The organism is Maribacter sp. HTCC2170, assembly GCF_000153165.2.
GTDB lineage: Bacteria > Bacteroidota > Bacteroidia > Flavobacteriales > Flavobacteriaceae > Maribacter_A.
The window spans coordinates 202,313-227,432 of sequence record NC_014472.1 but is presented as its reverse complement, the minus strand read 5'-3'; the positions used below and the strand labels follow the sequence as shown (position 1 = coordinate 227,432).

General features: G+C 36.1%; 25 protein-coding genes. 22 read left to right on the top strand and 3 right to left on the bottom strand.

What is annotated here, in order from left to right; all coding sequences use genetic code 11:
- Positions 1-11: 11 nt before the first annotated feature.
- The 11 genes from FB2170_RS01030 (at position 12) to FB2170_RS00980 (ending at position 12,245) form a co-directional block, all read left to right on the top strand.
- Positions 12-494, top strand: a complete 483-nt coding sequence (locus FB2170_RS01030) for a hypothetical protein (protein ID WP_013304633.1) — start codon at positions 12-14, stop codon at positions 492-494.
- A complete protein-coding gene (gene metH / locus FB2170_RS01025) occupies positions 494-3,184 on the top strand; it encodes a methionine synthase (RefSeq protein WP_013304632.1) in 2,691 nt (896 codons plus the stop codon). Before FB2170_RS01030 ends, metH begins: the two co-directional genes overlap by 1 nt.
- 18 nt (positions 3,185-3,202) lie before the next feature.
- Positions 3,203-4,156 (top strand): methylenetetrahydrofolate reductase [NAD(P)H], encoded by a 954-nt coding sequence (gene metF / locus FB2170_RS01020; RefSeq protein ID WP_013304631.1) that lies wholly within the window; start codon positions 3,203-3,205, stop codon positions 4,154-4,156.
- Between the two features lie 84 nt (positions 4,157-4,240).
- Complete coding sequence (locus FB2170_RS01015) at positions 4,241-5,341, top strand: acyloxyacyl hydrolase (RefSeq protein WP_013304630.1); 1,101 nt, start codon at positions 4,241-4,243, stop codon at positions 5,339-5,341.
- On the top strand, positions 5,338-6,087 hold the full coding sequence (locus FB2170_RS01010; protein ID WP_013304629.1) for a head GIN domain-containing protein: 750 nt from the start codon (positions 5,338-5,340) through the stop codon (positions 6,085-6,087). Before FB2170_RS01015 ends, FB2170_RS01010 begins: the two co-directional genes overlap by 4 nt.
- A gap of 81 nt (positions 6,088-6,168) precedes the next feature.
- Positions 6,169-7,263, top strand: a complete 1,095-nt coding sequence (locus tag FB2170_RS01005) for a serine hydrolase domain-containing protein (protein ID WP_013304628.1) — start codon at positions 6,169-6,171, stop codon at positions 7,261-7,263.
- A 288-nt stretch (positions 7,264-7,551) separates the two neighbouring features.
- Positions 7,552-8,379 carry a prephenate dehydratase gene (locus FB2170_RS01000; RefSeq protein ID WP_013304627.1) on the top strand — a complete coding sequence of 276 codons (828 nt, stop codon included), beginning with the start codon at positions 7,552-7,554 and terminating at the stop codon, positions 8,377-8,379.
- Positions 8,376-9,521 carry a pyridoxal phosphate-dependent aminotransferase gene (locus FB2170_RS00995; RefSeq protein WP_013304626.1) on the top strand — a complete coding sequence of 382 codons (1,146 nt, stop codon included), beginning with the start codon at positions 8,376-8,378 and terminating at the stop codon, positions 9,519-9,521. The genes FB2170_RS01000 and FB2170_RS00995 overlap by 4 nt, the downstream gene beginning before the upstream one ends.
- Before the next feature lies 1 nt (position 9,522).
- On the top strand, positions 9,523-10,380 hold the full coding sequence (locus FB2170_RS00990; protein WP_013304625.1) for a prephenate dehydrogenase: 858 nt from the start codon (positions 9,523-9,525) through the stop codon (positions 10,378-10,380).
- 13 nt (positions 10,381-10,393) lie between these two features.
- Complete coding sequence (locus FB2170_RS00985; RefSeq protein ID WP_013304624.1) at positions 10,394-11,476, top strand: bifunctional 3-deoxy-7-phosphoheptulonate synthase/chorismate mutase type II; 1,083 nt, start codon at positions 10,394-10,396, stop codon at positions 11,474-11,476.
- Between the two features lie 94 nt (positions 11,477-11,570).
- Positions 11,571-12,245: a head GIN domain-containing protein gene (locus FB2170_RS00980; protein ID WP_013304623.1), complete on the top strand. Its 675-nt coding sequence runs from the start codon at positions 11,571-11,573 to the stop codon at positions 12,243-12,245.
- 36 nt (positions 12,246-12,281) lie between these two features.
- Here the strand turns inward: FB2170_RS00980 and FB2170_RS00975 are convergent, their stop codons facing one another.
- Together FB2170_RS00975 and FB2170_RS00970 are read right to left on the bottom strand one after the other, a co-directional pair.
- Positions 12,282-12,722, bottom strand: a complete 441-nt coding sequence (locus tag FB2170_RS00975; RefSeq protein ID WP_013304622.1) for a hypothetical protein — start codon at positions 12,720-12,722, stop codon at positions 12,282-12,284.
- A 142-nt stretch (positions 12,723-12,864) separates the two neighbouring features.
- On the bottom strand, positions 12,865-13,668 hold the full coding sequence (locus FB2170_RS00970; protein ID WP_013304621.1) for a hypothetical protein: 804 nt from the start codon (positions 13,666-13,668) through the stop codon (positions 12,865-12,867).
- 109 nt (positions 13,669-13,777) lie between these two features.
- Between FB2170_RS00970 and rsgA the strand changes: the two genes are divergently transcribed.
- The 10 genes from rsgA to FB2170_RS00920 all read left to right on the top strand — a co-directional run bounded on the left by rsgA (position 13,778) and on the right by FB2170_RS00920 (position 22,739).
- Positions 13,778-14,731: a ribosome small subunit-dependent GTPase A gene (rsgA, locus tag FB2170_RS00965; protein ID WP_013304620.1), complete on the top strand. Its 954-nt coding sequence runs from the start codon at positions 13,778-13,780 to the stop codon at positions 14,729-14,731.
- A gap of 27 nt (positions 14,732-14,758) precedes the next feature.
- The gene (gene dtd / locus FB2170_RS00960; protein WP_013304619.1) at positions 14,759-15,211 is read left to right on the top strand and encodes a D-aminoacyl-tRNA deacylase; all 453 of its coding nucleotides are present in this window, start codon (positions 14,759-14,761) and stop codon (positions 15,209-15,211) included.
- The gene (locus FB2170_RS00955) at positions 15,211-15,537 is read left to right on the top strand and encodes a nucleotide pyrophosphohydrolase (protein ID WP_013304618.1); all 327 of its coding nucleotides are present in this window, start codon (positions 15,211-15,213) and stop codon (positions 15,535-15,537) included. Before dtd ends, FB2170_RS00955 begins: the two co-directional genes overlap by 1 nt.
- A 36-nt stretch (positions 15,538-15,573) precedes the next feature.
- Positions 15,574-16,803, top strand: coding sequence for a 3-phosphoshikimate 1-carboxyvinyltransferase (locus FB2170_RS00950; RefSeq protein WP_013304617.1), 1,230 nt, complete (start codon positions 15,574-15,576; stop codon positions 16,801-16,803).
- 99 nt (positions 16,804-16,902) lie between these two features.
- Positions 16,903-17,952, top strand: coding sequence for a tRNA preQ1(34) S-adenosylmethionine ribosyltransferase-isomerase QueA (gene queA, locus FB2170_RS00945; protein ID WP_013304616.1), 1,050 nt, complete (start codon positions 16,903-16,905; stop codon positions 17,950-17,952).
- 100 nt (positions 17,953-18,052) lie between these two features.
- The gene (gene rlmN, locus FB2170_RS00940) at positions 18,053-19,099 is read left to right on the top strand and encodes a 23S rRNA (adenine(2503)-C(2))-methyltransferase RlmN (protein ID WP_013304615.1); all 1,047 of its coding nucleotides are present in this window, start codon (positions 18,053-18,055) and stop codon (positions 19,097-19,099) included.
- 93 nt (positions 19,100-19,192) lie between these two features.
- Positions 19,193-20,170 carry a polyprenyl synthetase family protein gene (locus FB2170_RS00935; protein WP_013304614.1) on the top strand — a complete coding sequence of 326 codons (978 nt, stop codon included), beginning with the start codon at positions 19,193-19,195 and terminating at the stop codon, positions 20,168-20,170.
- A 112-nt stretch (positions 20,171-20,282) separates the two neighbouring features.
- Positions 20,283-20,846: an RNA polymerase sigma factor gene (locus FB2170_RS00930; RefSeq protein ID WP_013304613.1), complete on the top strand. Its 564-nt coding sequence runs from the start codon at positions 20,283-20,285 to the stop codon at positions 20,844-20,846.
- A complete protein-coding gene (locus FB2170_RS00925) occupies positions 20,833-21,576 on the top strand; it encodes a hypothetical protein (RefSeq protein WP_013304612.1) in 744 nt (247 codons plus the stop codon). Before FB2170_RS00930 ends, FB2170_RS00925 begins: the two co-directional genes overlap by 14 nt.
- An 80-nt stretch (positions 21,577-21,656) precedes the next feature.
- Complete coding sequence (locus FB2170_RS00920; protein ID WP_013304611.1) at positions 21,657-22,739, top strand: hypothetical protein; 1,083 nt, start codon at positions 21,657-21,659, stop codon at positions 22,737-22,739.
- 21 nt (positions 22,740-22,760) lie between these two features.
- On the opposite strand, the gene FB2170_RS00915 is transcribed toward FB2170_RS00920, so the two are convergent.
- The gene (locus FB2170_RS00915; RefSeq protein WP_013304610.1) at positions 22,761-23,000 is read right to left on the bottom strand and encodes a zinc-ribbon domain-containing protein; all 240 of its coding nucleotides are present in this window, start codon (positions 22,998-23,000) and stop codon (positions 22,761-22,763) included.
- Positions 23,001-23,069: 69 nt separating this feature from the next.
- Between FB2170_RS00915 and dnaG the strand changes: the two genes are divergently transcribed.
- Positions 23,070-25,049 (top strand): DNA primase, encoded by a 1,980-nt coding sequence (gene dnaG, locus FB2170_RS00910; RefSeq protein ID WP_013304609.1) that lies wholly within the window; start codon positions 23,070-23,072, stop codon positions 25,047-25,049.
- Positions 25,050-25,120: the final 71 nt, after the last annotated feature.

Below are 25,120 nucleotides of genomic sequence, written 5' to 3'. Positions count from 1 at the left end.
TAGAATAAATCATGAGAGGTTTTGGTGTTTTTATTGTTGTCATGACAACTTTTATATCTTGTAATTTGTCCAATAAAAAACAAATTGAAAATCTCAAAGAGACAGGTAATAACTTAGAAGGTACTTGGAAATTAGTGTATGGTGAAATTCGTGAGAACGATTCAGTGGTCGTAAGGGATTTATCGAAAGCTGATTTTATAAAAATCATCAACAAATCCCATTTTGCCTTTTTCAATCAAAAACCAAAAACTAGTGAAGGGTTTTATGCAGGTGCAGGAACGTATGAGCTGAAAGGTGAAGACTATATAGAAACATTGGAATTTATTGGAGCCGATAATTTAAGAAACCACAAGTTTCCTTTTAAAATTACAATAAAAGGAGATTCTCTAATTCAAACTGGTTTAGAAGAAATAAAGGAAGCTGGTTTGAAAAGATATATTGTTGAAAAGTATATCAGGATTGGTTATGAAAACCAAATTAATCGTTTGAATTAATGAGTACAATATCTCAAAAATATCTAAAGTTAAGCGGACTCGAACCACTAGTGGTAACCCCTGAAAGTAACTTCATAAATGTAGGGGAACGTACAAACGTAGCCGGCTCAAAAAGGTTTTTGCGTCTTATTAAAGAAGAAAAATTTGAAGAAGCTTTGGATGTTGCCCGGCACCAAGTAGAGGGCGGTGCCCAGATTATTGATATTAATATGGATGACGGACTCATCAATGGTAAAGCGGCTATGGTGAAATACCTAAATCTCATTATTGCTGAGCCTGATATTGCACGGGTACCCATTATGATCGATAGTTCTAAATGGGAAATAATTGAAGCAGGACTACAGGTAGTACAAGGAAAATGCGTTGTTAATTCCATTAGTTTAAAAGAAGGTAAAGAACAATTTGTTCAACAAGCCAAACTCATAAAACGATATGGTGCTGCAGTAATCGTAATGGCGTTTGATGAAGTGGGGCAAGCAGATAATTATGAAAGACGATTGGAGATTTCTAAACGTTCCTATAGTATTTTGGTCAACGAGGTAGGTTTCGCACCTGAAGATATCATTTTTGACTTGAATGTTTTTCCGGTAGCAACCGGAATGGAGGAACACAGACGAAACGCACTGGATTTTATTGATGCAACAAAATGGGTTAAGACGAACCTTCCATACTGTAGTGTAAGTGGTGGAGTTAGTAATGTTTCTTTTAGTTTCAGGGGAAATAACCCGGTTCGTGAAGCCATGCATTCAGTTTTCTTATATCATGCTATACAGGCGGGCATGAATATGGGTATTGTAAACCCAACCATGTTAGAGGTGTATGATGATATTCCTAAAGATTTATTGAAACATGTTGAAGATGTTATTTTGGATCGGCGAGATGATGCTACAGAACGGTTATTGGATTTCGCAGAATCTGTTGTTGGAAAAGCCAAAGAAAGTAAAGTCGATCTGTCATGGAGAGAAGATTCTTTACAAGACCGAATAACCAGAGCACTGGTTAAGGGGATAGATCAATATATTGTTGAGGATGTTGAAGAGGCCCGAACAAATGTAAATAGACCTATTGAAGTAATTGAAGGTCATTTGATGACTGGGATGAATGTTGTGGGCGACCTTTTTGGTAGCGGAAAAATGTTCTTACCGCAAGTGGTTAAATCTGCAAGAGTGATGAAAAAAGCGGTGGCCCATTTACTTCCCTTTATAGAAGAAGAAAAGAAAAATAACCCTGATGCTATAGCTGGAGGTGCTGCCGGAAAAATCCTTATGGCAACGGTCAAAGGGGATGTTCATGATATCGGTAAGAATATTGTGAGCGTGGTTTTGGCCTGTAACAATTATGAGATTGTTGATTTAGGAGTTATGGTACCTCCTGAGAAAATCATCAATGCAGCAAAAGATGAAAATGTTGATATCATTGGGTTAAGTGGATTAATAACCCCATCATTGGATGAAATGGTGTTTCTTGCCAAGGAAATGGAACGTCAAAATTTTAATGTTCCTCTGCTCATAGGGGGTGCCACCACCAGTAAAGCACATACCGCAGTGAAAATTGATCCTCAGTACAAAAATGCGGTTGTTCATGTAAATGATGCCTCAAGGGCAGTTACGGTGGTTGGGGATTTATTGCAGAAAGAAAACTCGGATAATTATAAAAAAGAGATTAAGCTGAACTATGAGGAGTTTAGGGATAAATTCTTGAAACGCTCAAAACAAAAAGAATATAGGACCATTAATGAGGCTAGAGCCAATAAATTCAAAATTGATTGGAAAACTGAAGAGGTAATAAAACCAAATGAATTGGGTATTCAGGTTATCGAAGATTTTGATTTACAGAAATTGGTTCAATTTATAGATTGGTCACCCTTTTTTAGAAGTTGGGACTTACATGGTAAATACCCTGATATTCTCAAAGACAATGTTGTAGGTCAACAGGCAAGAGAACTTTTTGAAGATGCCAAGGCCATGCTGAAAACAATAGTTGACAAAAGTCAATTGAAGGCAAAGGCTATTTTTGGACTGTTTCTAGCAAATTCAGTCGATAGTGATGATATTAAGGTCTTGATCAACGATGAAACTAAAAAGTTTAGAACACTCCGTCAGCAACTGAAAAAAAGAGAAGGAGTGCCCAATTTTGCGCTGGCAGATTTCATCGCTCCACAGGAAACAGGTATTCAGGATTATATTGGTTGTTTTTGTGTTAGTACTGGTTTTGGTACTGCAGATTTAGCTGCAAAATTTGAGGAGGATCATGATGATTATAGTTCGATTATGATTAAGGCCCTAGCTGATCGTTTGGCCGAAGCATTTGCGGAGTATTTGCATAAAGAAGTGAGAACCAAGTATTGGGGCTATTCGTCGAATGAACATCTGAGTAATGAAGAACTCATTAAAGAAACATATAAAGGTATTCGCCCGGCACCTGGTTATCCTGCATGTCCTGACCATTTGGAGAAATTAACCATTTGGGAAATTCTAGGAGTTAAAGAAAAGATTGATGTTGAACTAACAGAGAGTTTGGCGATGTGGCCGGCTGCGAGCGTGAGCGGCTATTATTTTGCTAACCCAGAGGCCCGTTATTTTGGATTGGGAAAAATAAAAGAAGATCAGGTTTTGGATTATGCCAAAAGAAAGGGAATACCTTTAGAGGATGCCAATAAATGGCTGGCACCAAATATTGCGGAAGATTAAATAATTATACAAATCAGAATGAAGATTACAGATCACATATTAAATGCCAAAGGGAAAACATTGTTTTCTTTTGAGATAGTTCCTCCAGTAAAAGGGAAAAACATTCAAGAATTGTATAATAACATTGATCCGTTAATGGAGTTTAAACCTCCGTTTATTGATGTGACTACGTCCCGAGAAGAATATGTTTACATTAACAAATCTGGGCTGTTAGATAAAAAATTGACACGAAGACGTCCCGGTACTGTGGGGATATGTGCTTCTATTCAACATAAATATAAAGTAGATACGGTGCCGCATATTTTATGTGGAGGTTTTACCAAAGAGGAAACGGAATATGTACTTGTTGATTGTCATTATTTAGGAATTCAGAATGTCATGGCCTTGCGCGGTGATGCACGTAGCGAACAGAAATACTTTGAAGCCACAAAAGGCGGTCATGCTTTTGCCAGTGAATTGGTTGGGCAGATACAAAATTTAAATTGTGGTAAGTACTTGCATGAAGAGATAGAATCTGACAATTGTGCCGATTTCTGTATTGGGGTTGCCGGTTATCCAGAAAAACATTTGGAGGCACCATCACTGCAATCAGATTTAAAACGATTAAAAGAAAAAGTTGATGCAGGGGCGGACTATGTGGTGACTCAAATGTTCTTTGACAATCAAAAATATTTTGAATTTGTTGATGCGGCAAAAGAAATAGGTATCAATGTTCCAATTATTCCGGGTATAAAACCTATCGCGGTAAAAAGACATTTGCAACTGTTGCCTCAAGTATTTCGTATAGATTTGCCTCAGGATTTGATAGATGCTGTTGATGATTGTAAAGACAACAAGGCGGTTCGTCAAGTAGGTGTGGATTGGGCAATACAGCAGTCTAAAGAGTTAAAAGCTGCTGGTGTTCCTGTATTGCACTATTACTCAATGGGCAAATCGGATAATATCCATGCAATTGCAAAAGGTGTATTCTAGATTCATTTTTCTTTTTTGAAATGAGAGTTTTGAAACAGTAATACACATAATAGGGAAACCTACTTTTTACTATTTTTACACCCCATGAACCTAAGGTTACTTCCCATAGTTTTACTGGTATTTTCCATTGGCTTTTCGCAGAGTAATGAGAAGCTAATGAAATATACTTTAGATGTAAATCAGTATTATGGATCGATTATGCTTCATAATACTGATATATCACATCTCATTTCTGACCATCCAGCTGGATTGATATTGAGTCTAAATCGTAAAACCTACGGAGATGAAGAATGGCATCAAGAATATAATTACCCGGACATAGGAGCTTCGTTCATTTACCAAAATATGAACAATTCAACGTTGGGCCATAATTACAGTCTTTATGCACATTATAATTTCTATTTCTTCAAACGAAACATGCAGTTTCGTATAGGTCAGGGGATTGCCCATACTTCGAACCCCTATGATAAGTATGAAAACTTCAGGAATAATGCCTATGGCTCTGATTTTATGAGTTCTACATATCTGATGTTGAACTACCACAAAGAAAATATCTTCAAGGGATTAGGTTTTAAGGCGGGGGTTTCAATCATCCACTATTCAAATGCCAACTTTAGAGCCCCTAATACATCTACCAATACTTTTGCCTTTAACGCTGGCTTGATTTATGATTTGGATGGAGGAAAAGAATTGGCATATTTGGTTGATCCGGAAAAAGTAAATGTCACCGAACCTATAAAGTATAACTTGGTTTTTAGGGCAGGATTGAATGAAAGTGATGTTATAGATATGGGTCAATATCCTTTTTATATTATATCAGCTTATGCTGACAAACGATTGGGTAGAAAGAGTGCAATTCAAATAGGTGCAGATATTTATTTTTCAAGATTTTTGAAGGAATTGATAAGGTTTCAATCCATTGCTTTTCCTGAAAATGGCGTTTCTTCGGATGATGACTACAAACGTGTTGGTCTTTTTTTGGGTCATGAATTATTTATTAATGAGATGTCCATAATAACGCAGTTAGGTTATTATGTTTATTACCCTTTTGATTTTGAAGGGAAGATGTATAACAGGGTTGGACTAAAACGTTATTTTGGTGATAAGATTTTTGGAGCAATAACCTTAAAATCACATGGGGCTAAGGCCGAAGCGGTTGAATTCGGAATTGGAGTGAGATTATGAAAAAGATACTGAACATATTACTTTTTATGATTTTGATCTCTTGTAATAATGAGAATGCACCGGACTGTTTTCAAGATGCCGGAGAACTTGTTAGGGTAGAAGTTGACATGGACACTTTCGCAAAAATAACGGTGTTTGAAAATGTTAGCTTAATACTTGAGCAAGGTGATGTGCAAAAGGTGGAGATTGAAACGGGTGAATTTCTTCTAAACGAAGTTACTGCATACGTTGAAGGTGATAGATTGATTTTGCAAAATGAAAACGGTTGTAATTTCTTCAGGGATTATGGTCTTACCAAAGTATATGTTACTTCTCCAAATATTACAGAAATACGAAGTAGCACTGGGTTGCCAATTAAAAGCAATGGAGTTCTAGGTTATTCTTCTATAAGGTTGTATTCGGAAAGTTTTGTAAATCCGGATGCGGAAACCACAGATGGGGAGTTCGATTTGGAATTGAATTCGAAAAACGTAGGGGTGGTTGCAAACGGAATAGCATATTTCAAATTAAGGGGAAATACGGAGCACTTAAGTGTGACAGTGGCTGCTGGTGATTCACGAATTGAAGCTGAAGATTTGGTTTCTGAAACTATTAGCCTTAATCATAGAGGAACCAATGATATCCAAGTTAACCCACAACAATCAATAACTGGAGTTATCCGAGGTACTGGAGATGTAATAAGTTTTAATCAACCAGCAACAATTGAGGTTGAGGAATTGTACACGGGCAAACTAATTTTCAAGTAGTTTCGGAAATATATTGAGGGGTGGGTCCATGTAAAACTTTATAGCTATCTATTATTTTTAATTAAAAGTATTGATTCAATTTTGAAATCGATTTTGACATATTTGAATAATCTATTTTCATCTGAGAGTAATGAAAGCCTGTATCCAAATTCTAAGGGATTGGCCAAAGCAGATGATTTATTGAATTCATTAATAGAAGAAAAGAGAATTCCAGGGTTGGCAATTACTGTTTTGAAAGAAGGTAAAACCATTTTTCAAAAAGGATATGGATATGCCGATTTGGAGGAGAAAATAGTTGTTGACCCGCAGAGAACAATATTTCGTATCGCAAGTGTCTCAAAGAATATTGCCGCCACAGCCCTTGCTCATATGGTAAAAGATGGAGTCATAGACCTGGATGCCTCTTTGTATAATTATGTTCCGTTTTTTCCAAAGAAGGAATATGATTTTACCATTCGTCAATTAGCAGGTCATACCGCAGGAATCAGAGGGTACAAGGGTAAAGAATATGGATTGAACAAGCTCTATTCAATTAAGGATAGTCTTGAAATATTCAAGGACGATGATTTGCTTTTTAAGCCAGGTAGTGATTATCATTACAATAGCTTTGATTGGGTGTTGATTTCCTTGGCGATGCAAGAAGTCAGTGGTGTTTCATTTGAAGAATATGTCCGGGAAAAAGTATTGATTCCTTTGGGCTTATCGAATACATTCAGTGAGGCTGTCTGGTTGAGTGGGTTCGAGACCTTAGAACAAGGAGTTCGATATCTATCATCATTTTACTCAAAAAGTAGATTGGGTTTTCGAAAAGCCATTCCGGTCAATAATGATTATAAATTAGCGGGTGGGGGTTATGTTTCCACTTCCGAGGATATTGCCAAATTTGGGCAGTTCTATTTAGACAATGAAATTCGCGATAACGACGTTATTTCTGAATTTCTTACATCTCAAATAGTTAATGGTAAACCTACTTATTATGGTTTAGGTTGGCAGGTAAGTGAGGATAGTAAGGGAAGACGTTATTTTGGTCACATAGGAAACGGAGTTGGGGGGTATTCAAATTTGTTTGTTTACCCTAACGAACAAATTGTACTCTCAATTTTAGCGAACTGTACTAATCCCAGAATCCAGAAAGAATTGGATGAATCTATCGACCAGATAATTTGTGATTCTTAATAAATGCCCAATTTTAGAAGGAATTCTTTAATGAAATTGCACATTCATGAAAAAAACAAAAAAAAATCGTGGTAAAAGACGATTTTTAAATTTAATAATTACCTTAGCCAAAGATTTGACAATAAGATGAGTAAGCAGTATTTCTATAATGGTTTTTATTTTTTCTTCTTTTTTAAGAGAGAAACGGGACTGTTGTAGTGTATTGTAAAAAAATATAACATTGAGTCCCGTGAAAAACGGGACTTTTTTTGTTAAAAAAAGCTGGAGTATTTAGGATAATAAGAGATCATGAGTTTAAAAATAGCCATACAGGGAATAAAAGGTTCAAACCATCATCAAGTAACAAAGGAATATTTTGATAAGGATATTGATTTGGTTGAATGTATGTCTTTTCATGGTTTGGTAGATTGTTTGGTTGATTCAACAGCGGATAAAGGGGTAATGGCAATAGAGAACTCCATTGCAGGTTCAATTATTCCTAATTACGCATTGATAGACGATAAGAAATTACATATTATTGGGGAGCATTATTTGAACATACATCACAATTTAATGGCCCTCGAAGGGCAGTCTATAAATGAAATCACAGAAGTAAGGTCGCACCCTATGGCGCTTTTGCAATGTCGGGAGTTTTTGAAGACAAACCCTCATATAAAAATGGTTGAGGACGTGGATACGGCAGAAACTGCGAAACAAATCCACGATAAACAATTAAAGGGAATTGCAGCAATCGCTCCAAGTGTGGCTGCCGACCTATATGATTTGGAGATTATCGCTCCTGGAATACAGACGATTAAAAACAATTCAACTAGGTTCATCATAGTAAAGACCAAGAATAAGGAATGGCCTAAAAGTGAGATCAACAAAGCGTCTTTACGTTTTGTTACTGACCACAAAAGGGGAAGTTTGGCAACTGTGTTGAATGTGATGAGTGATTGTAGCCTCAATTTGACCAAGATCCAGTCGTTACCGATTATTGAAACCCCTTGGAAATACGCCTTTTTTGTCGATGTTACTTTTGATGAATATGATAATTTTGCCAAGGCCAAATCACTTTTGGAAATAATGTCAGAGAATTTCAGGGTTTTGGGAGAGTATAAAAATGCGAGAATATGATTCAGACAGCCGAAAGATTAAGGACAGTTGAAGAATATTACTTCTCAAAAAAGTTGAGGGAAGTTCGTGGACTAATTACTGAAGGAAAACCAATAATAAATATGGGTATCGGTAGCCCAGATTTGGCGCCGTCGGAGGAGGTGATTACTTCTATTCAACAATCAATAACAGAAGCAGGGGCACATCAATACCAAAGTTATCAAGGTTTACCTCAATTACGTAAGGCCATTTCGGATTTTTATAAAGATAAATTCGATGTGGTTGCGGATGAAAATGCAGAGATTTTGCCTTTAATGGGATCAAAAGAGGGGATTATGCATATTAGTATGGCCTTTTTAAATGAAGGCGATGAAGTATTAATTCCGAATCCAGGATACCCTACCTATACTTCAGTTACAAAACTGGTTGGGGGAGTTCCAAGACTGTATAATCTTACAGAGGAATCTGGTTGGTTTCCCAATTTGGATGATTTACAAAAGCAAGATTTAAACAAGGTTAAAATCATGTGGGTTAGTTACCCGCATATGCCAACAGGAGCTACTGCTACTAAGGACCAATTATTGAGTTTAGTTCAGTTCGCTAAGAAGAACAACATCCTTTTGGTAAATGACAACCCTTACAGTTTTGTCTTAAGTAAAAACCCCATTAGTATTTTAAGTATTGAAGGAGCAAAAGAGGTGACTTTAGAGCTTAATTCCTTAAGTAAAACCTTTAATATGGCAGGCTGGCGTGTTGGTATGGTACTTGGGAATAAAGCACACATCAACGCTATTTTGAAGGTGAAAAGCAATATGGACTCGGGCATGTTCTATGGTATTCAGAAAGGAGCTGTTGCTGCATTGAAAAGTGGAGAAGACTGGTTTAGTTCATTGGACCAACTTTATACCAAACGCAGGGAAGCGATGTTTGCATTGGTTGATAAACTCAATTGCTCTTATGATAAAAATGCGGTGGGGATGTTTGTTTGGGCGAAATTACCCAAAGGATCCGTTTCCTCAGAGGAGTTTGTAGATAGCGTTTTATACGATAAAAATATTTTCATTGCTCCAGGCACAATATTTGGAAGCAACGGAGAAGGGTATATTCGATTTTCGCTCTGCGTGAAATTGGAAAAAATAAAAGAAGCATTAGAAAGGTTTTAAGATGAATGTATTTATAATCGGTATCGGATTAATTGGCGGTTCAATGGCCAAAGACATAAAAAGGCTTAACCCTAATACCAAGATTTATGGTGTGGATTCGAGTGCGACCCATTTAGATGAAGCTATTAACTTGGATATAATAGATTACAAGTCAAGCTACAATGATTTGAATTTGGCAGATATTGTAATTGTTAGTATACCGGTCGATGCAATGGTAATTGAACTTCCAAAAATACTGGAAGAAGTCAATGATGATTGTGTTGTGGTAGATGCTGGTTCAACAAAAGCTATCCTTTGTAAAAGTTTGGAAAATCACCCGAAAAGGAGAAATTTTTTGGCAAGTCATCCAATAGCAGGAACAGAATTTTCAGGCCCATCAGCAGCAATAGATGGTTTGTACCAGGGAAAAACCAATATCATCTGCGAGGTTGAAAAAACGGCATTCAAACTTCAAGAAAGAGCATTAGAGTTATTCCAGCAAATGGGCATGCGAATTAGGTATATGAACCCAGAGGCTCATGACAAGCATATCGCCTATGTATCGCATTTATCACATATAAGTTCATTTATGTTGGGAAAGACCGTAATTGAAAAAGAGAAAAATGAGCGCGATATTTTTGACATGGCAGGGTCGGGATTTGAAAGTACGGTACGTTTAGCAAAAAGTTCACCAGCCATGTGGACACCGATTTTTGAACAGAACAAGGAAAATGTAGTAGAGACTTTAGAGGAATATATTCAAAACCTCGAAGACTTTAGACAGCTTTTACTGAAAGATGATTTTGAGGGGATTTACAAAGAAATGAACAATACAAATAGAATAAAGGAAATTTTAAGAGGAATACCACTAAACAAATAATAGTATACTAAAAATGGAGAATTCAAAAAAAATGAGAACATGGTTAGATGATTTAGGATTAGATCATCCGTTGGTTATTGCGGGCCCATGTAGTGCTGAAACAGAAGAACAGGTCTTGAAAATTGCACATGAACTTAAAGATACAGATGTTAACTATTATCGTGCCGGTATTTGGAAACCAAGAACCCGTCCAGGTAATTTTGAAGGTGTTGGGGCTTTAGGCCTTAAATGGTTACAAAAGGTTAAGGAGGAGACAGGATTGAAAACGGCAACAGAAGTTGCTAACAAAGCACATGTTGAATTGGCATTGGAGCATGACATTGATTTATTGTGGATTGGAGCTAGGTCAACTGTTAGCCCATTTATTGTTCAGGAAATTGCTGATGCTTTAGAGGGTACCGAGAAGACTGTTTTGATTAAAAACCCTGTAAATCCTGATTTGTCTTTATGGTTGGGAGCTGTTGAAAGGTTATACAGCGCAAATATCAAAAACTTAGGTGTTATACACAGGGGGTTCTCTACATATGAAAAGTCAAAGTATAGAAATATACCGGAGTGGCAATTGGCTATTGAATTACAGACCAAATTCCCTGATTTGCCAATTATCAATGATCCATCTCATATTACTGGAAACAGAAATATGATTTTTGATGTATCCCAAACTGCGTTGGACCTTAATTTTGATGGGTTGATCATAGAGACTCATCATGACCCAGAAAATGCTTGGAGTGATGCGGCCCAACAGGTAACACCTAAAACATTGGTTCAGATTATGAAAGATCTACGTATAAGAAAAGAGTCTGATGAAGAAGCTGAATACATGGGTAAATTAGATAACCTTAGGGCACAGATAGATATTTTGGACAATCAATTAATCGAGACCTTAGGAAAGAGAATGAAGGTATCAGATGGAATAGGAAAACTCAAAAAAGAAAAGAATGTGGCAGTTCTTCAGAGTAATCGTTGGAACCAGATTCTAGGTGCGATGATACTGGAAGGGGAGTCAAAAGGATTGAGCGAAGAGTTTGTGCTTAAAATGTTCAAGTCAATTCACCAAGAATCAATCAATCATCAAGAGAAGATCATGCAATCTTAGAAAAAATCCCGATTTATAATCGGGATTTTTTTTTGAAAACTGTAACAATCATTCTTAATTTCAATCTTTAAAGAAATCAAAAAGAATAGAACAAATGAAAAAAATACTTTTCCTTTTAGTGGCCATAAGTTCACTTACTGTTTCTGCCCAAAGAATGATAGATAAAGAAGTGGGTGATTTCAATAAAATCAAGGTCTTTGATCTTATTGAAGTGAACCTTATAAAATCAGATGAAAACAGAATTACCATTAAAGGTGATAATGTCTTTGATATAAAAGTTGTGAATGACAACGGTACTTTGAAATTAAGAATGCAGTTGGACAAAAGGTTTAGAGGTGAGGACACTTTCATTGAGGTCTTTTATAAACATTTAGATGTTATTGATGGGAATGAAGGAGCTAAAATCGTTTGTAATGAATTGATAAAACAAGACCATTTGGAAATACGCTCACAAGAAGGTGCCCAAATAAAAGCAGGGTTAGATGTTGTTGATTTGGAAGTTAGGGCGGTAACGGGTGGAATTGTTGAAGCTTCAGGCTTGGCCGAAAACCAATGGGTGGTATTAAATACTGGTGGTGTATTCGAAGGTAGAGAACTCAAGACTTCCAATACTGATATAAAGATAACTGCGGCAGGTGAAGCTGAAGTTTTTGCATCAGAAAAAGTGGATATAAATGTAAAGGCTGGGGGAGATGTTTATGTATATGGGAATCCCAAAGATGTAAATAAAAAGACCCTGGCTGGTGGCAGGGTCTATATTAAAGACTAAAAACTAAAAGCCCTGATGAGATCATCAGGGCTTTTTTTATCTTTTAAAAATATAACGGGTAATAAAGATCCCTGAACCATCACCTTTACCACCATCACTTTCTACAGCGCTGGTTACAAAAGCCAATTCCCATCCTTCGGCGACCATTGTATTTATTTTTGAAGTAATAAGAGCATCATTCGCTGCGATATTCTGAAAACGAATTCCACCAATATTGAAAAAGTTCAATAATTTGGTTTCCTCAAAATTCTTAACTCTAATTTCGTCTCTTTTCGATTTATTTCGGGTTTTGTCTTCATCAGTTTGGACGCTTGTGAACTCTTGATAATCCTTGTCTTCGTTAGCACTTATTATTCGAGACCTTCCCAATCCGCTGGATACAATAGATTCAACACTGGTAATTACTTTGTATTCTTGGGCATTTGTTTCATATGAAAGTAAACCCAACAAGGAAACAACGATAATTAATTTTTTCATGACGTCTAATTTAAGTTTTAATTAATATAAAGATAAGGACAACTGAATAAACAGAAGGTTGCGTAGAAAATATAAAAAAAGTCCTCTAAGATTTCATAGAGGACTTTTAATACTTTTTACTACCTACTGCTGAAAGAATATTTTATTGAATTGAGAAATCAAAAACGGATTGATTATCCCTTCCTTGAGGAACGGCACCTTGGTAAATAAAGCAGTACTCACCAGGCTCTAAAGCATCTGGAGTTACTTTAAATTTATTGCCTTCTATTTCTTCCATAGAAAAGTTCAGCGCATATTTTGGATCGATACCGCTGCTGCTTGCTATCCAGCTTTTCTTGCCAGTAATAACTTCCCGTAAGTTCTTTTTCTCTTTAACCGTAAGTTTTACCAAAACAAATTCATTAGGGTTGCTGGCCATTCTAAACCACCAGTTAAATATACCCGTATCCCCTCCTTGGTTATTCTGCATATTGTCAACCTCAGTTACACTTGGGTCGAAAATAAAAGTGAATTCTGGGGCTCTTGTTTTTAGTACATTATTTGAATGGATACCTGGCAACTGAGCCTTTTTCTTGGAATTTATTAAACCTGAAACTAGCCTTTGAGCTGCAGCATTTGAGTTTGTACCTGAAAATACGCTGGGCTGGATCAATTTATCTTCGCCATTTTCTGCCAAGTAGTAAATACCGGTTTTGGATTTGGTATTTTGTTTTGACTTTGCCATAATCAAAGAAAGAATCTCTGAAGATACACCAGCTTTTTTTAGGGTTCCAAGTGCTGAAATTGAAGCATCAAATTTGACATCTGAAGTATTGATTTTATCAATAATCATATAATCATCAAAACCAAGTTCCATCATCTGTACTACAGATTCATTGGTAATGGTTTCTTGTGAAAGGCCTTGAAAACCGATCATAATTAATAATAGTAAAAATAATTTTTTCATTTTGTAATGGTTTTATAAATGTTCTATTTTGATTATCAACAATAATACCAAATATATATTATTTTGACCATTAAATGATTTACTTTGTATCAACACTTATAAAAGATGTATGGTTGGCACGGTTTATAAATCTACTGGTAGTTGGTATACCGTAAAAACCAATAGTGGAACTTTTTATAAGTGTAGGATAAAGGGCAAATTTCGTATTAAGGGAATCAAAAGCACCAATCCGGTTGCAGTAGGTGATATTGTCAAATTTGATGTTGAAAAAATTGGTGATGAAACCATTGGTATTATTACTGAGATAACCGATAGAAAAAACTATATAGTTAGAAAATCAGTAAAACTATCAAAGCAAAACCACATTATTGCCTCAAACTTAGATCAAGTATTTTTGCTCATAACACTTAAAAACCCAAAGACATATACCATTTTTATAGATAGATTTTTGGCAACTGCCGAAGCCTATGATATTCCTGCAATTTTACTTTTTAACAAGATTGATTCTTATGATGAGGAAGAACTACTTGAGGTGAAGTATTTGGCGGCTTTGTATCGTGAAATTGGTTACACCTGTATTGGTATTTCTGCAAAAACTGGAAAAAATGTTGATAAGGTTAAAAATCTAATGATAGGTAAAACCAGTATGTTTTCTGGTAATTCAGGCGTGGGTAAATCTACATTGATAAATGTTTTGGAGCCTGAACTGAATATTAAGACCACTGAGATATCTGAACAACACCTGCAGGGCCAACATACGACTACTTTTGCTGAAATGTTCGATTTAAGTTTTGATGCCAGGATTATTGATACTCCTGGTATTCGTGGTTTTGGGATTTTTGATATGGAAAAAGATGAAATCGGGGATTATTTTCCAGAATTTTTTAAACTTAAAGCTGATTGCAAATTCAATAACTGCCTTCATTTAGATGAGCCAAAATGTGCGGTTAAGGCAGCCCTGGAAAGTAATGAAGTCACGTGGTCCAGATATAAGAGCTATGCGCAAATGGTTTCTGGTGATGACGAGACTTATCGAATTGATAATTTTGAGAATAATCAATAGATAAGTGACGGTAAGAAGATTATAAATATGAGGATTATTATTCAAAGGGTTTCAAAGGCTAGAGTGACTGTTGACGATAAAGTGGTATCAAGTATAGGTTTGGGTTACTTGATACTATTGGGGGTTGAAAATGAAGATGGTCAAGAAGATATTGATTGGCTTTCAAGAAAGATATTGAATCTTAGGATTTTCAATGATGAAAATGGTGTTATGAACAAATCATTATTGGACGTTGGCGGTGATGTCATTGTTGTTAGTCAGTTTACGTTGCACGCATCTACCAAAAAAGGCAATAGACCTTCATATATTAAAGCTGCAAAACCAGATATTGCAATACCGCTTTATAAGAAGTTTGTAGGGCAAATTCAAAAGGATCTGGGTAAGAATGTAGGAACAGGTATTTTTGGTGCTGACATGAAAGTAGAGTTGTTGAATGATGGTCCGGTTACTATAAGTATTGATTCAAAAAACAGGGAATAATGGGAATACAAAAAACGCAGCAGGAGGTAGATAATTGGATCAAAGAACATGGCGTTCGCTATTTTAATGAATTGACCAATATGGCCCAGCTAACTGAAGAGGTTGGTGAAGTGGCCCGTATTATTGCTCGAAGATATGGTGAGCAGAGTGAAAAAGAATCGGACAAAGGCAAAGATCTTGGAGAAGAACTTGCCGATGTACTTTTTGTGGTTCTTTGTCTGGCCAATCAAACAGGAATTGATTTAGAGGAAGCTTTTAATAAGAAAATGGGTCTTAAAGCTAAACGGGACCATGATAGGCACCAAAACAATGAGAAGCTCAAATAATGTTATATTTGGGCTTTTCTTTTAAACCTATCTATCTTGAAATTAAACCTATCTGGTCCAGCCAGTGATTTTTTAAATTCCTCTGTGCAAATTACCGGCTCAAAAAGTGAATCTAACCGTTCATTATTGTTACAAGCCCTTTATCCAAACATATCTATAGAAAATTTATCTAATTCTGATGACGCTGAGGTCATGCAGAAAGGTCTTGCTATTTCAAATGGGGAAGTAGATATTCATCATGCAGGTACGGCAATGCGTTTTTTAACAGGGTATTTTGCCTCCCAACCGGATAAAGAAGTGGTTTTGACGGGTTCTCAAAGAATGACAGAGAGACCAGTGAAAGTATTGGTCGATGCTTTAAAAAATTTGGGTGCCGATATTGAATATGTAAATAACGAAGGCTATCCCCCAATTAAGATAAAAGGAAAAAAAATCCAAAAACATCAGGTTAGTTTGCCTGCGAATATAAGTAGTCAATACATCTCATCTTTATTGCTGATTGCCCCTAGCTTGGAAAATGGTTTAGAGCTCAATTTAGTAGGTGAGATAACTTCCGTCCCATATATAAAGATGACATTGGGGCTATTAAACCAAATAGGAGTTGAGACCTCTTTTAGTGATAATATTATCAAAGTTTTGCCAAAAAATAATGTTGGGAGAACAGAATTGGTCGTAGAATCTGATTGGAGTTCTGCTTCATATTTCTATAGTATTGTTGCCTTGAGTAAAGTTGGTTCAGAAATTAAATTGGGCTCCTATAAACGAGACAGTTTACAGGGAGATAGTGTACTAGCTAATATTTATGAAAGCTTTGGTGTAGATACCACATTTGTCAATAACGAAATAGTATTAACGAAGACTCAGGATTGTTCACTTGATTTAATTGAGTGCGATTTGGCCAATGCCCCCGATATTGCCCAGACCATTGCGGTTACCTGTCTTGGATTGGGAATAGGCTGTGAACTAAGAGGCTTACATACCCTTAAGATTAAGGAAACAGATAGGTTGGTGGCAATGCACGATGAACTTACAAAGTTCGGTGCAGATGTTGTGGTGACAAATGAGACCTTGACTTTAAAAAAATCAAATAGTATTAAATCAGGCGTTTCGGTTGATACGTATAATGACCATAGAATGGCCATGGCCTTTGGTCCTTTAGCTTTAAAAACTTCGTTCAATATTAATGATGCCGAGGTAGTTTCCAAATCATATCCCGATTTTTGGAAAGACCTTGAGACCCTTGGTTTTAAGCTTCGGAAATTATAATTATGATTTAATCGGCGATTTACTTGACATCCGCTATGTCGAGGTCGTATATTTGCAGCCGCAATTTTTGCTAATAAAATTTACAATAATTACAACCATATGAAATTATCGCACTTCAATTTTGAACTTCCAAATGATTTGTTAGCTGAGTACCCTGCTGAAAACAGGGACGAATCTAAATTAATGGTCATCCATAGAGAAACTGGCAAGATTGAGCATAAAATGTTCAAGGATTTGATTAATTATTTTGATGAAGGAGATGTAATGGTCTTGAACAACACTAAAGTTTTTCCTGCTAGATTATATGGTAATAAGGAAAAAACAGGTGCACGTATTGAGGTGTTTTTACTACGTGAATTGAATGAAGAACAACGTCTTTGGGATGTTCTTGTTGATCCAGCACGTAAAATACGTATTGGCAACAAGCTTTATTTTGGAGAGGACGAAAGTCTAGTTGCCGAGGTTATTGACAATACGACATCTAGAGGTAGAACGCTACGTTTCTTATATGATGGCTCTTATACAGATTTTAGAAGAAAACTTCGTGAACTAGGCCAAACTCCATTGCCAAAGTATATTAAACGTGATGTTGAGGAGGAAGATGAAACACGGTACCAGACTATATATGCAAAACATGAGGGTGCCGTGGCTGCACCTACTGCTGGTTTGCATTTTTCTAAACATTTATTGAAGCGCCTTGAAATCAAGGGAGTGGATTTCGCTGAATTGACTTTGCATGTTGGTTTAGGAACTTTCAACCCTGTAGAAGTTGAAGATTTATCCAAACATAAGATGGATAGTGAAGAGTTGATTATTGATGAAAAAGCCACTGAAATAGTCAATAATGCCAAGAGCAATAAAAGAAAAGTGTGTGCAGTTGGTACAACAGCTATGCGCGGATTGGAAAGCGCGGTTTCTTCAGAACATACTTTGAATACGTTCAATGGTTGGACTAATAAATTTGTTTTTCCACCGTACGAATTCAGTATTGCAAATTGTATGGTCACTAATTTTCATTTGCCAAAATCTACCTTACTGATGATGGTTTCGGCTTTCATAGGGCATGATTTAATGAAGAAGGCATATAAAGAAGCTATCTTGGAAAGCTATAAGTTTTATTCTTATGGTGATGCAATGTTGATTATATAAGCTTTGCTTTTCCCTTAAAAAAGGAACCGTAAAACCAGAGAATTTAAAACCCGCTTTATTGATATTTTTTATAGAGCGGGTTTTTAGTTTCAATCGAATAATGAAAGAAGTTATCAAAAAGAAAGATATTAGGGCTTTGACCTTGGATCAATTGCGAGAGTTTTTCGTTGCCAATGGCGATAAGGCTTTTCGTGGAAATCAGGTCTATGAATGGCTTTGGAAAAAGTCTGCATATTCTTTTGAGGTAATGACCAATATTTCCAAAGAAACTAGAACCCTTTTGACTTCTAATTTTGTGATCAATCATATCAAGGTAGATCAAATGCAAAGAAGCAAGGATGGCACAATCAAAAATGCCGTTCGTTTGCATGATGATTTGGTGGTAGAATCGGTTTTGATTCCAACAAAAACAAGAACAACAGCTTGTGTATCTAGTCAAGTAGGCTGTAGTTTGGATTGTAAGTTCTGTGCAACAGCGAGATTAAAGCGGATGCGTAATCTTAATCCTGATGAAATTTTTGATCAGGTGGTTGCAATTGATAATGAGAGTCGATTGTATTTTAATAGGCCTCTAAGTAATATTGTCTTCATGGGCATGGGTGAACCCTTAATGAATTACAATAATGTGCTAAAGGCAATTGATAAAATCACCTCTCCCGATGGATTGGGGATGTCACCAAAAAGAATCACTGTTTCAACCTCCGGGGTACCTAAAATGATTCGGAAAATGGCCGATGAGCAGGTTAAATTCAAATTGGCCGTTTCATTACATTCTGCCATAGATGAGATTAGAACTTCGATTATGCCCTTTAATGCAACGCTGACGTTGGCAGATTTAAGAGAGGCTTTACAATATTGGTACAGTAAGACCAAGAGTAGAATAACTTATGAGTATGTCGTTTGGAAAGGAATAAATGACACACTAAATGATGCTGAGGCCTTGGTCGATTTCTGTAGATTTGCTCCATCCAAGGTTAATTTGATAGAATATAACCCTATAGATGATGGTGATTTTCAACAAGCAAATAATAAAGCCATTGATATGTATGTAGACACACTTGAGCGTAGAGGAATTACGGTGACAGTTCGGCGCTCAAGAGGCAAGGATATTGATGCCGCATGTGGTCAATTGGCGAATAAGTCGTAGCATTTGTCAATTCACCCTTTGTATTTAAGAAAATACCATATTTTTTTCCCTAAATTTAGCGACCAAACCAGGTAAGACGTTAAACTAAATTATTTGAAAGTTGTATCTCAAATAAAGGATCCTGTTAATCAGGAAATGGAGCTTTTTGAAACCAAGTTCCGCGAATCCATGTCTTCCAAGGTCGCTCTACTAAATCGCATCACCTATTATATAGTAAACCGAAAAGGAAAGCAGATGCGTCCTATGTTCGTGTTCCTGACTGCCAAATTATTGAATAATGGTGAGGTTAATGAACGTACCTATCGCGGAGCTTCTATTATAGAATTGATCCATACGGCAAGTTTGGTGCATGATGATGTAGTAGATGAAAGCAATAAACGTAGAGGTTTTTTCTCTATAAATGCACTTTGGAAAAACAAAATTGCAGTACTGGTTGGTGATTACCTATTTTCAAAAGGGCTTTTATTATCACTTGATAATGGCGATTTTGATTTATTGAGAATTATATCCGTGGCGGTTCGTGAAATGAGTGAGGGTGAGCTTTTGCAGATAGAGAAAGCACGTAGATTGGATATTGATGAAGAAATTTACTATGATATAATTCGCCAAAAAACAGCAACTTTAATCGCTGCCTGTTGTAGTATGGGCGCCTGTTCTGTCAAACCAGAATCTGAGGAAGTAGAAACTTTTAGAAAATTCGGAGAGTTTTGTGGTATGGCCTTTCAGATTAAGGATGACCTCTTCGACTATGGCGAACAGAAAATAGGGAAACCTACTGGAATAGATATTAAGGAACAAAAAATGACCTTGCCACTTATCCATGTTTTGAATATATGTTCAAAATCCGAAAAGAAATGGCTCATAAACTCGGTTAAGAATCATAACCGAGATAAGAAAAGAGTTAAAGAGGTAATTGCATTTGTCAAAGACAAAGGAGGTTTAACCTATGCAGAGTCTAAAATGCATGAGTTTAAGAAACAAGCCTTGGATTTACTTTTAAGTTACCCAAAATCGGCATATAGAGATTCGCTAGAGTTGATGGTGGATTATGTGGTTGACAGAAAAAAATAGTTTTAAATCATTCAAAATCAAATTGATAGCTATGGGTTTGAATTTTTTTTAAACCTTAGGCAACCATCTCCTTTAATTTTGCGTCTATCTTTATAGAAGACAATCAAACAATTTGAAGATCATTCCATTTTATAACAACGAGAAACAACTCATAAAAAGAGCAACTGCGGAAAATCAAGATGCGCAGAAGCGTATTTATGATAAGTATGCACCCAAAATGTTGGGGGTGTGTAGGCAATACGTGAAAGATTTACAATTTGCCGAGGACGTTATGATCTGCGGGTTTTTAAAGGTTTTCAAAAATTTGAACACTTTTAAGTTCAAAGGGAGTTTTGAAGGTTGGATACGGCGGATAATGATACGCGAGAGCATTTCTTATGTCAGAAAACAACAATTTGTGGTCTATGATGATGAGTTATATGACAGATACGAATCGGGAACGAGCATAATTTCTTCCGATATGGATGTTGAATACATACAAATGCTCATAGATGCTTTACCAGAAGGATATAAAATGGTCTTTGTGCTATATGTAGTTGAAGGTTATAAGCACAATGAAATTGCAGAGATGTTGCAGATTTCGGAAAGCACATCAAAATCGCAATTATTTAAAGCTAGAAAAACACTGCAAGAAAAATTGCAGCAACAAAATATTATAGGTTATGGAACCCGATAAATTTGAAAAACATATTAAGAACAAACTGAACGAAAGGGAGATAAGCCCATCAATGGAATCTTGGGACAAGATTTCCAGTCAGTTGCAATCACCAGAGACCTCAAAGTCCAATAGGTTCTTTTGGTATAGTATTGCGGCAGCTTTTGTTGGAGTATTGCTGATTTCTACAATATTTTTTAATAGGCAGGAGGCAGCTATTAATACGGAGGTTCAAATAGTAGAAACGCCTAAAGAAAGTATTAACATACCTGAAAAGCAGCATGAGGTAATCAACCAAAAAGAAGTAGAAGAAAAAGTTATCAATGCACAAAGAGTTATTGTTCAAAAAAAAATAAATGAACCAAGGGAAAAAATAGAGAAGGCGATAGACAATGATTCGCAAATAGCCTCTAACGAGGAGGTTAATAGAGATATTACTGAAAATGAAATTATAACCAACACAAAAGAGCAGTTGTTAAATGCAAAAATTGCAGAGGTCGTTGCTCAAGTCAATTTGTTGGAAAATAGCAATTTGCCGGTTTCAAGTGCTGAAGTAGATTCATTGCTGAGAAAGGCACAACAAGAGATCTTGACCGATAAAATTTTTGGTAAAGAGGGCAAAGTAGATGCTATGGCACTATTGAATGAAGTAGAAGGGGAGTTGGATCAGTCATTTAGAGAGCAAATTTTTGAAACCTTAAAGGAAGGTTTCCTCAAAGTAAGAACGGCGGTTGCTGACCGCAATAATTAGTATCCATCAATCAAATATTTATTTCTTTCCCTCCTCCAAATAGGAGGGGTGGGAGGATTAAATCCTAAAATCAATTTAGTATGAGAGTTATTACCATTTATTTAGTAGTGTTTTTTTCCACTTTGGCGGTCCAAAACGTAATTAGCCAGGAAGAGGATTATCAACAAAAAGTAGAATTTCTGCTGAGGCAAAAAGAACAAATAAGTCTTCAAGAGAAAGAGGCATTGAAGTTTGAAGTAGAGCAGATCAACAAACGATATGAGAAAAATCAAATTAGCTATGAAGAGTCCAAGGTATTAAAAGAAACCGCAGCAAAAAAGCGCGCACTCAACATTGAAAACCGAGTTGCTATAGTAGAAAATGAAATTCTTTTATTGGAGCGTAACCACGGAGAAGTTTTGGATGTTGAAACTATTGATAGCACTGGGATATCTTCTATAGAAATTAATTTTGATTTTAAAAGAGCAGACGGTTCATCGTTACTTTGGGAAAAAAGAAGAAGAATAAAAAGAGAATTAAAATATGACCGAAGGACGTATTCTGATTTTGTAATGGCCATTGGCCTGAACAATGCACTGATTGATGGTCGATCAATCAATGATTCTCCTTATAAAATTGGTGGTAGCCGCTTTTTTGAAATGGGTTGGTCTTGGAGAACACGGGTTTTTGAAAATACGAATTTTTTACGATTGAACTATGGGTTTTCTTTCCAGTTTAATGGCCTAAAGCCCAAGAACAACCAGTATTTTGTGGCCGAGAATGGACAAGTTGAATTGCAAGATTTCGAATTTGATCTTAAGAAATCAAAGATTAGAATGGATAATTTGGTTTTCCCTGTTCATTTGGAATTTGGTCCCTCAAAATTGCATAAGACTGACAAGACGATGCGATATTCACTTCGAAATCAATTTAGATTGGGAATTGGAGCCTACGGAGGGTTTAATATGGGAACTCGCCAGAAACTGAAGTACAACCGTAATGGTGAAAACGTGAAAGATAAATTAAAAAGAGGGTACAATACCAATGATTTAGTATATGGTTTAAGTGCTTATGTGGGTTTTGATGGGGTTTTGTTATACGCGAAGTATGATTTGAACCCGATTTTTAAAGATGCACTTATAGAGCAGAACAATATCTCTTTGGGCCTTCGGTTTGATTTATAGTGTTTATGAATCCTTGGGATTTTATTCCAAGGATTTTTTCATTTCTGTAGTAAATTCTTCCTTATAATATGTTCTTTTGCAATGAGAACATTCAATTATTTCATTCTTTGATATCTTAAAGAGTTTTATCCAGAACAAATGAAAATAATTTTTCCGTATGTATGCGGTCAAAGTACTTTTCTGTCCGCAGAAATCACATTTTATAGTATGTAATTTTTGCACTTTCTCTTTACCAGGTCTCATTCCGAAGAATAGTATCATTTGTTTAGTTTTGCCTATCCTAAGATAAACTAAAATTGCCTATTTTTATTCGCTAGTTTTATCCCACAAATGATTTCAAAATCGACCATTGATCAAGTATATGAAACCGCCCGTTTAGAGGAGGTGATCGGTGATTTTGTCCAATTAAAAAAATCAGGTTCCAATTTTAAAGGGTTAAGTCCGTTTTCAGATGAGCGAACACCAAGTTTTATGGTATCGCCTGTTAAACAGATTTGGAAAGACTTTAGTAGCGGTAAAGGAGGTAATGTGGTTGCGTTTCTAATGGAGCATGAACATTTCACTTACCCTGAAGCCATAAAATATTTGGCAAAAAAATACAATATTGAAGTTGAGGAAACCGAGCGTACTGATGAGCAAAAACAAGAGGCCAATGAAAGGGAAAGTATGTATTTGGTTTCAGAATTTGCTCAGTCCCATTTTGCCCAAATGTTATGGGAGTCAGAATTGGGTAAGGCAATTGGGTTAACATACTTCAAAGAACGGGGCTACACTGATGAGACCATCAAAAAATTTGGACTCGGTTATTGTCTTGACCGGTGGGATGGTTTTACCACCGCGGCTTTGGATAAAGGGTACAAGTTAAACTATCTTGAGAAAACCGGTCTTACCATTGTAAAAGAAGACCCCAAGAATCCTAATGGTTCTAGAAAGTTCGATAGGTTTAAGGGTAGGGTAATGTTCCCAATACATTCGATGAGTGGCCGGGTTTTGGGTTTTGGAGGACGTATTTTGACCAATGACAAAAAGGCTGCTAAATACTTAAACTCTCCTGAAAGTGAGATTTATCATAAGAGTAAGGTTCTCTATGGTATTTACTATGCAAAGCAAGCCATAGCCAAAGAAGATAATTGTTATTTGGTGGAAGGGTATACAGATGTAATTCAATTTTATCAAAGAGGAATTCATAATGTAGTTTCTTCAAGTGGAACAGCGCTGACTCCTGAGCAAATTCGTTTAATAAATCGTTTGACCAAAAACATCACGGTTCTTTTTGATGGCGATGCTGCTGGTCTTAGGGCATCTCTTCGGGGTATAGATTTGATATTGGAGCAGGGAATGAACGTTAAGGTCTGTACTTTTCCTGAAGGAGAAGACCCAGACAGTTTTGCTAAAAACAATGAGCTTGAGGATATTATCAATTTTTTACAGCAGAATTCAAAAGACTTTATTCAGTTTAAGGCTTCATTGTTGGTTGAAGAAGCTTCCAATGACCCTATAAAGAGGGCCGATACTGTTCGGGATATTGTAAATAGTATTTCAAAAATTCCTGATACCATTAAAAAAGAGATTTACATTCAAGAATGCGCTCAGATAATGAATGTTTCCGAGGCTGTCTTATTCAATACTTTGGCCCAGATTGGAAAAAAAGATATTGCAGAGGCTTCCAAAAAAGCAAAACAGGAGCAAAAGGCATTTGATGTTGTCAAAAATGAACCTGTGCCTGAAAAGGTAGATGTTCAATATGAATTGGAACGGAAAATAATTGAGCTGTTATTGCTTTACGGGAACAAAAAAGAGGAGTTCGAGGATTTGGTGTTAAAAGAAAATGAAGATGGCGATTTAATTTTGGAACCTGAATCTTTAGAAGTTAAAGTGTATGAAAAAATATACCTGGATCTTCAAGACGATGAAATTGAACTTGCAAATCAGCATTTTAAGAGTATTTATTATAAGTTAATCGAGCAACTTAATGAGAAAGAAGATTTTGCGATAAATACGTTTATAGCTGATTTAGATCAGGAAATGGTTACTGAGATATCTTCCATTTTAATGGAAGAGGAAAAGTATGTATTACACAATTGGGAAAGTAAGGATATCTACCCCAAGGATAAAATAATAGGTGTATCTCAGTTGGTCAGTGAAACTATTCTCACCCTTCGTTGTTTCTTGATTAAAAGAAGAATGGAGACCTTACAGAATAGTACGGAAGATAATTTTGAAGATAATAGTGAGACGCTCGAGGAGATAATGAACTATTTAAACCTGAATAAGTTACTTAACAAAAAGCTGAATAGGGTATTGTCCTAAAACTGAAAAAATGATGCGATTAAAAAAAGCCTGACCAATATTGGTCAGGCTTTTTAATACTTAAACTTTTA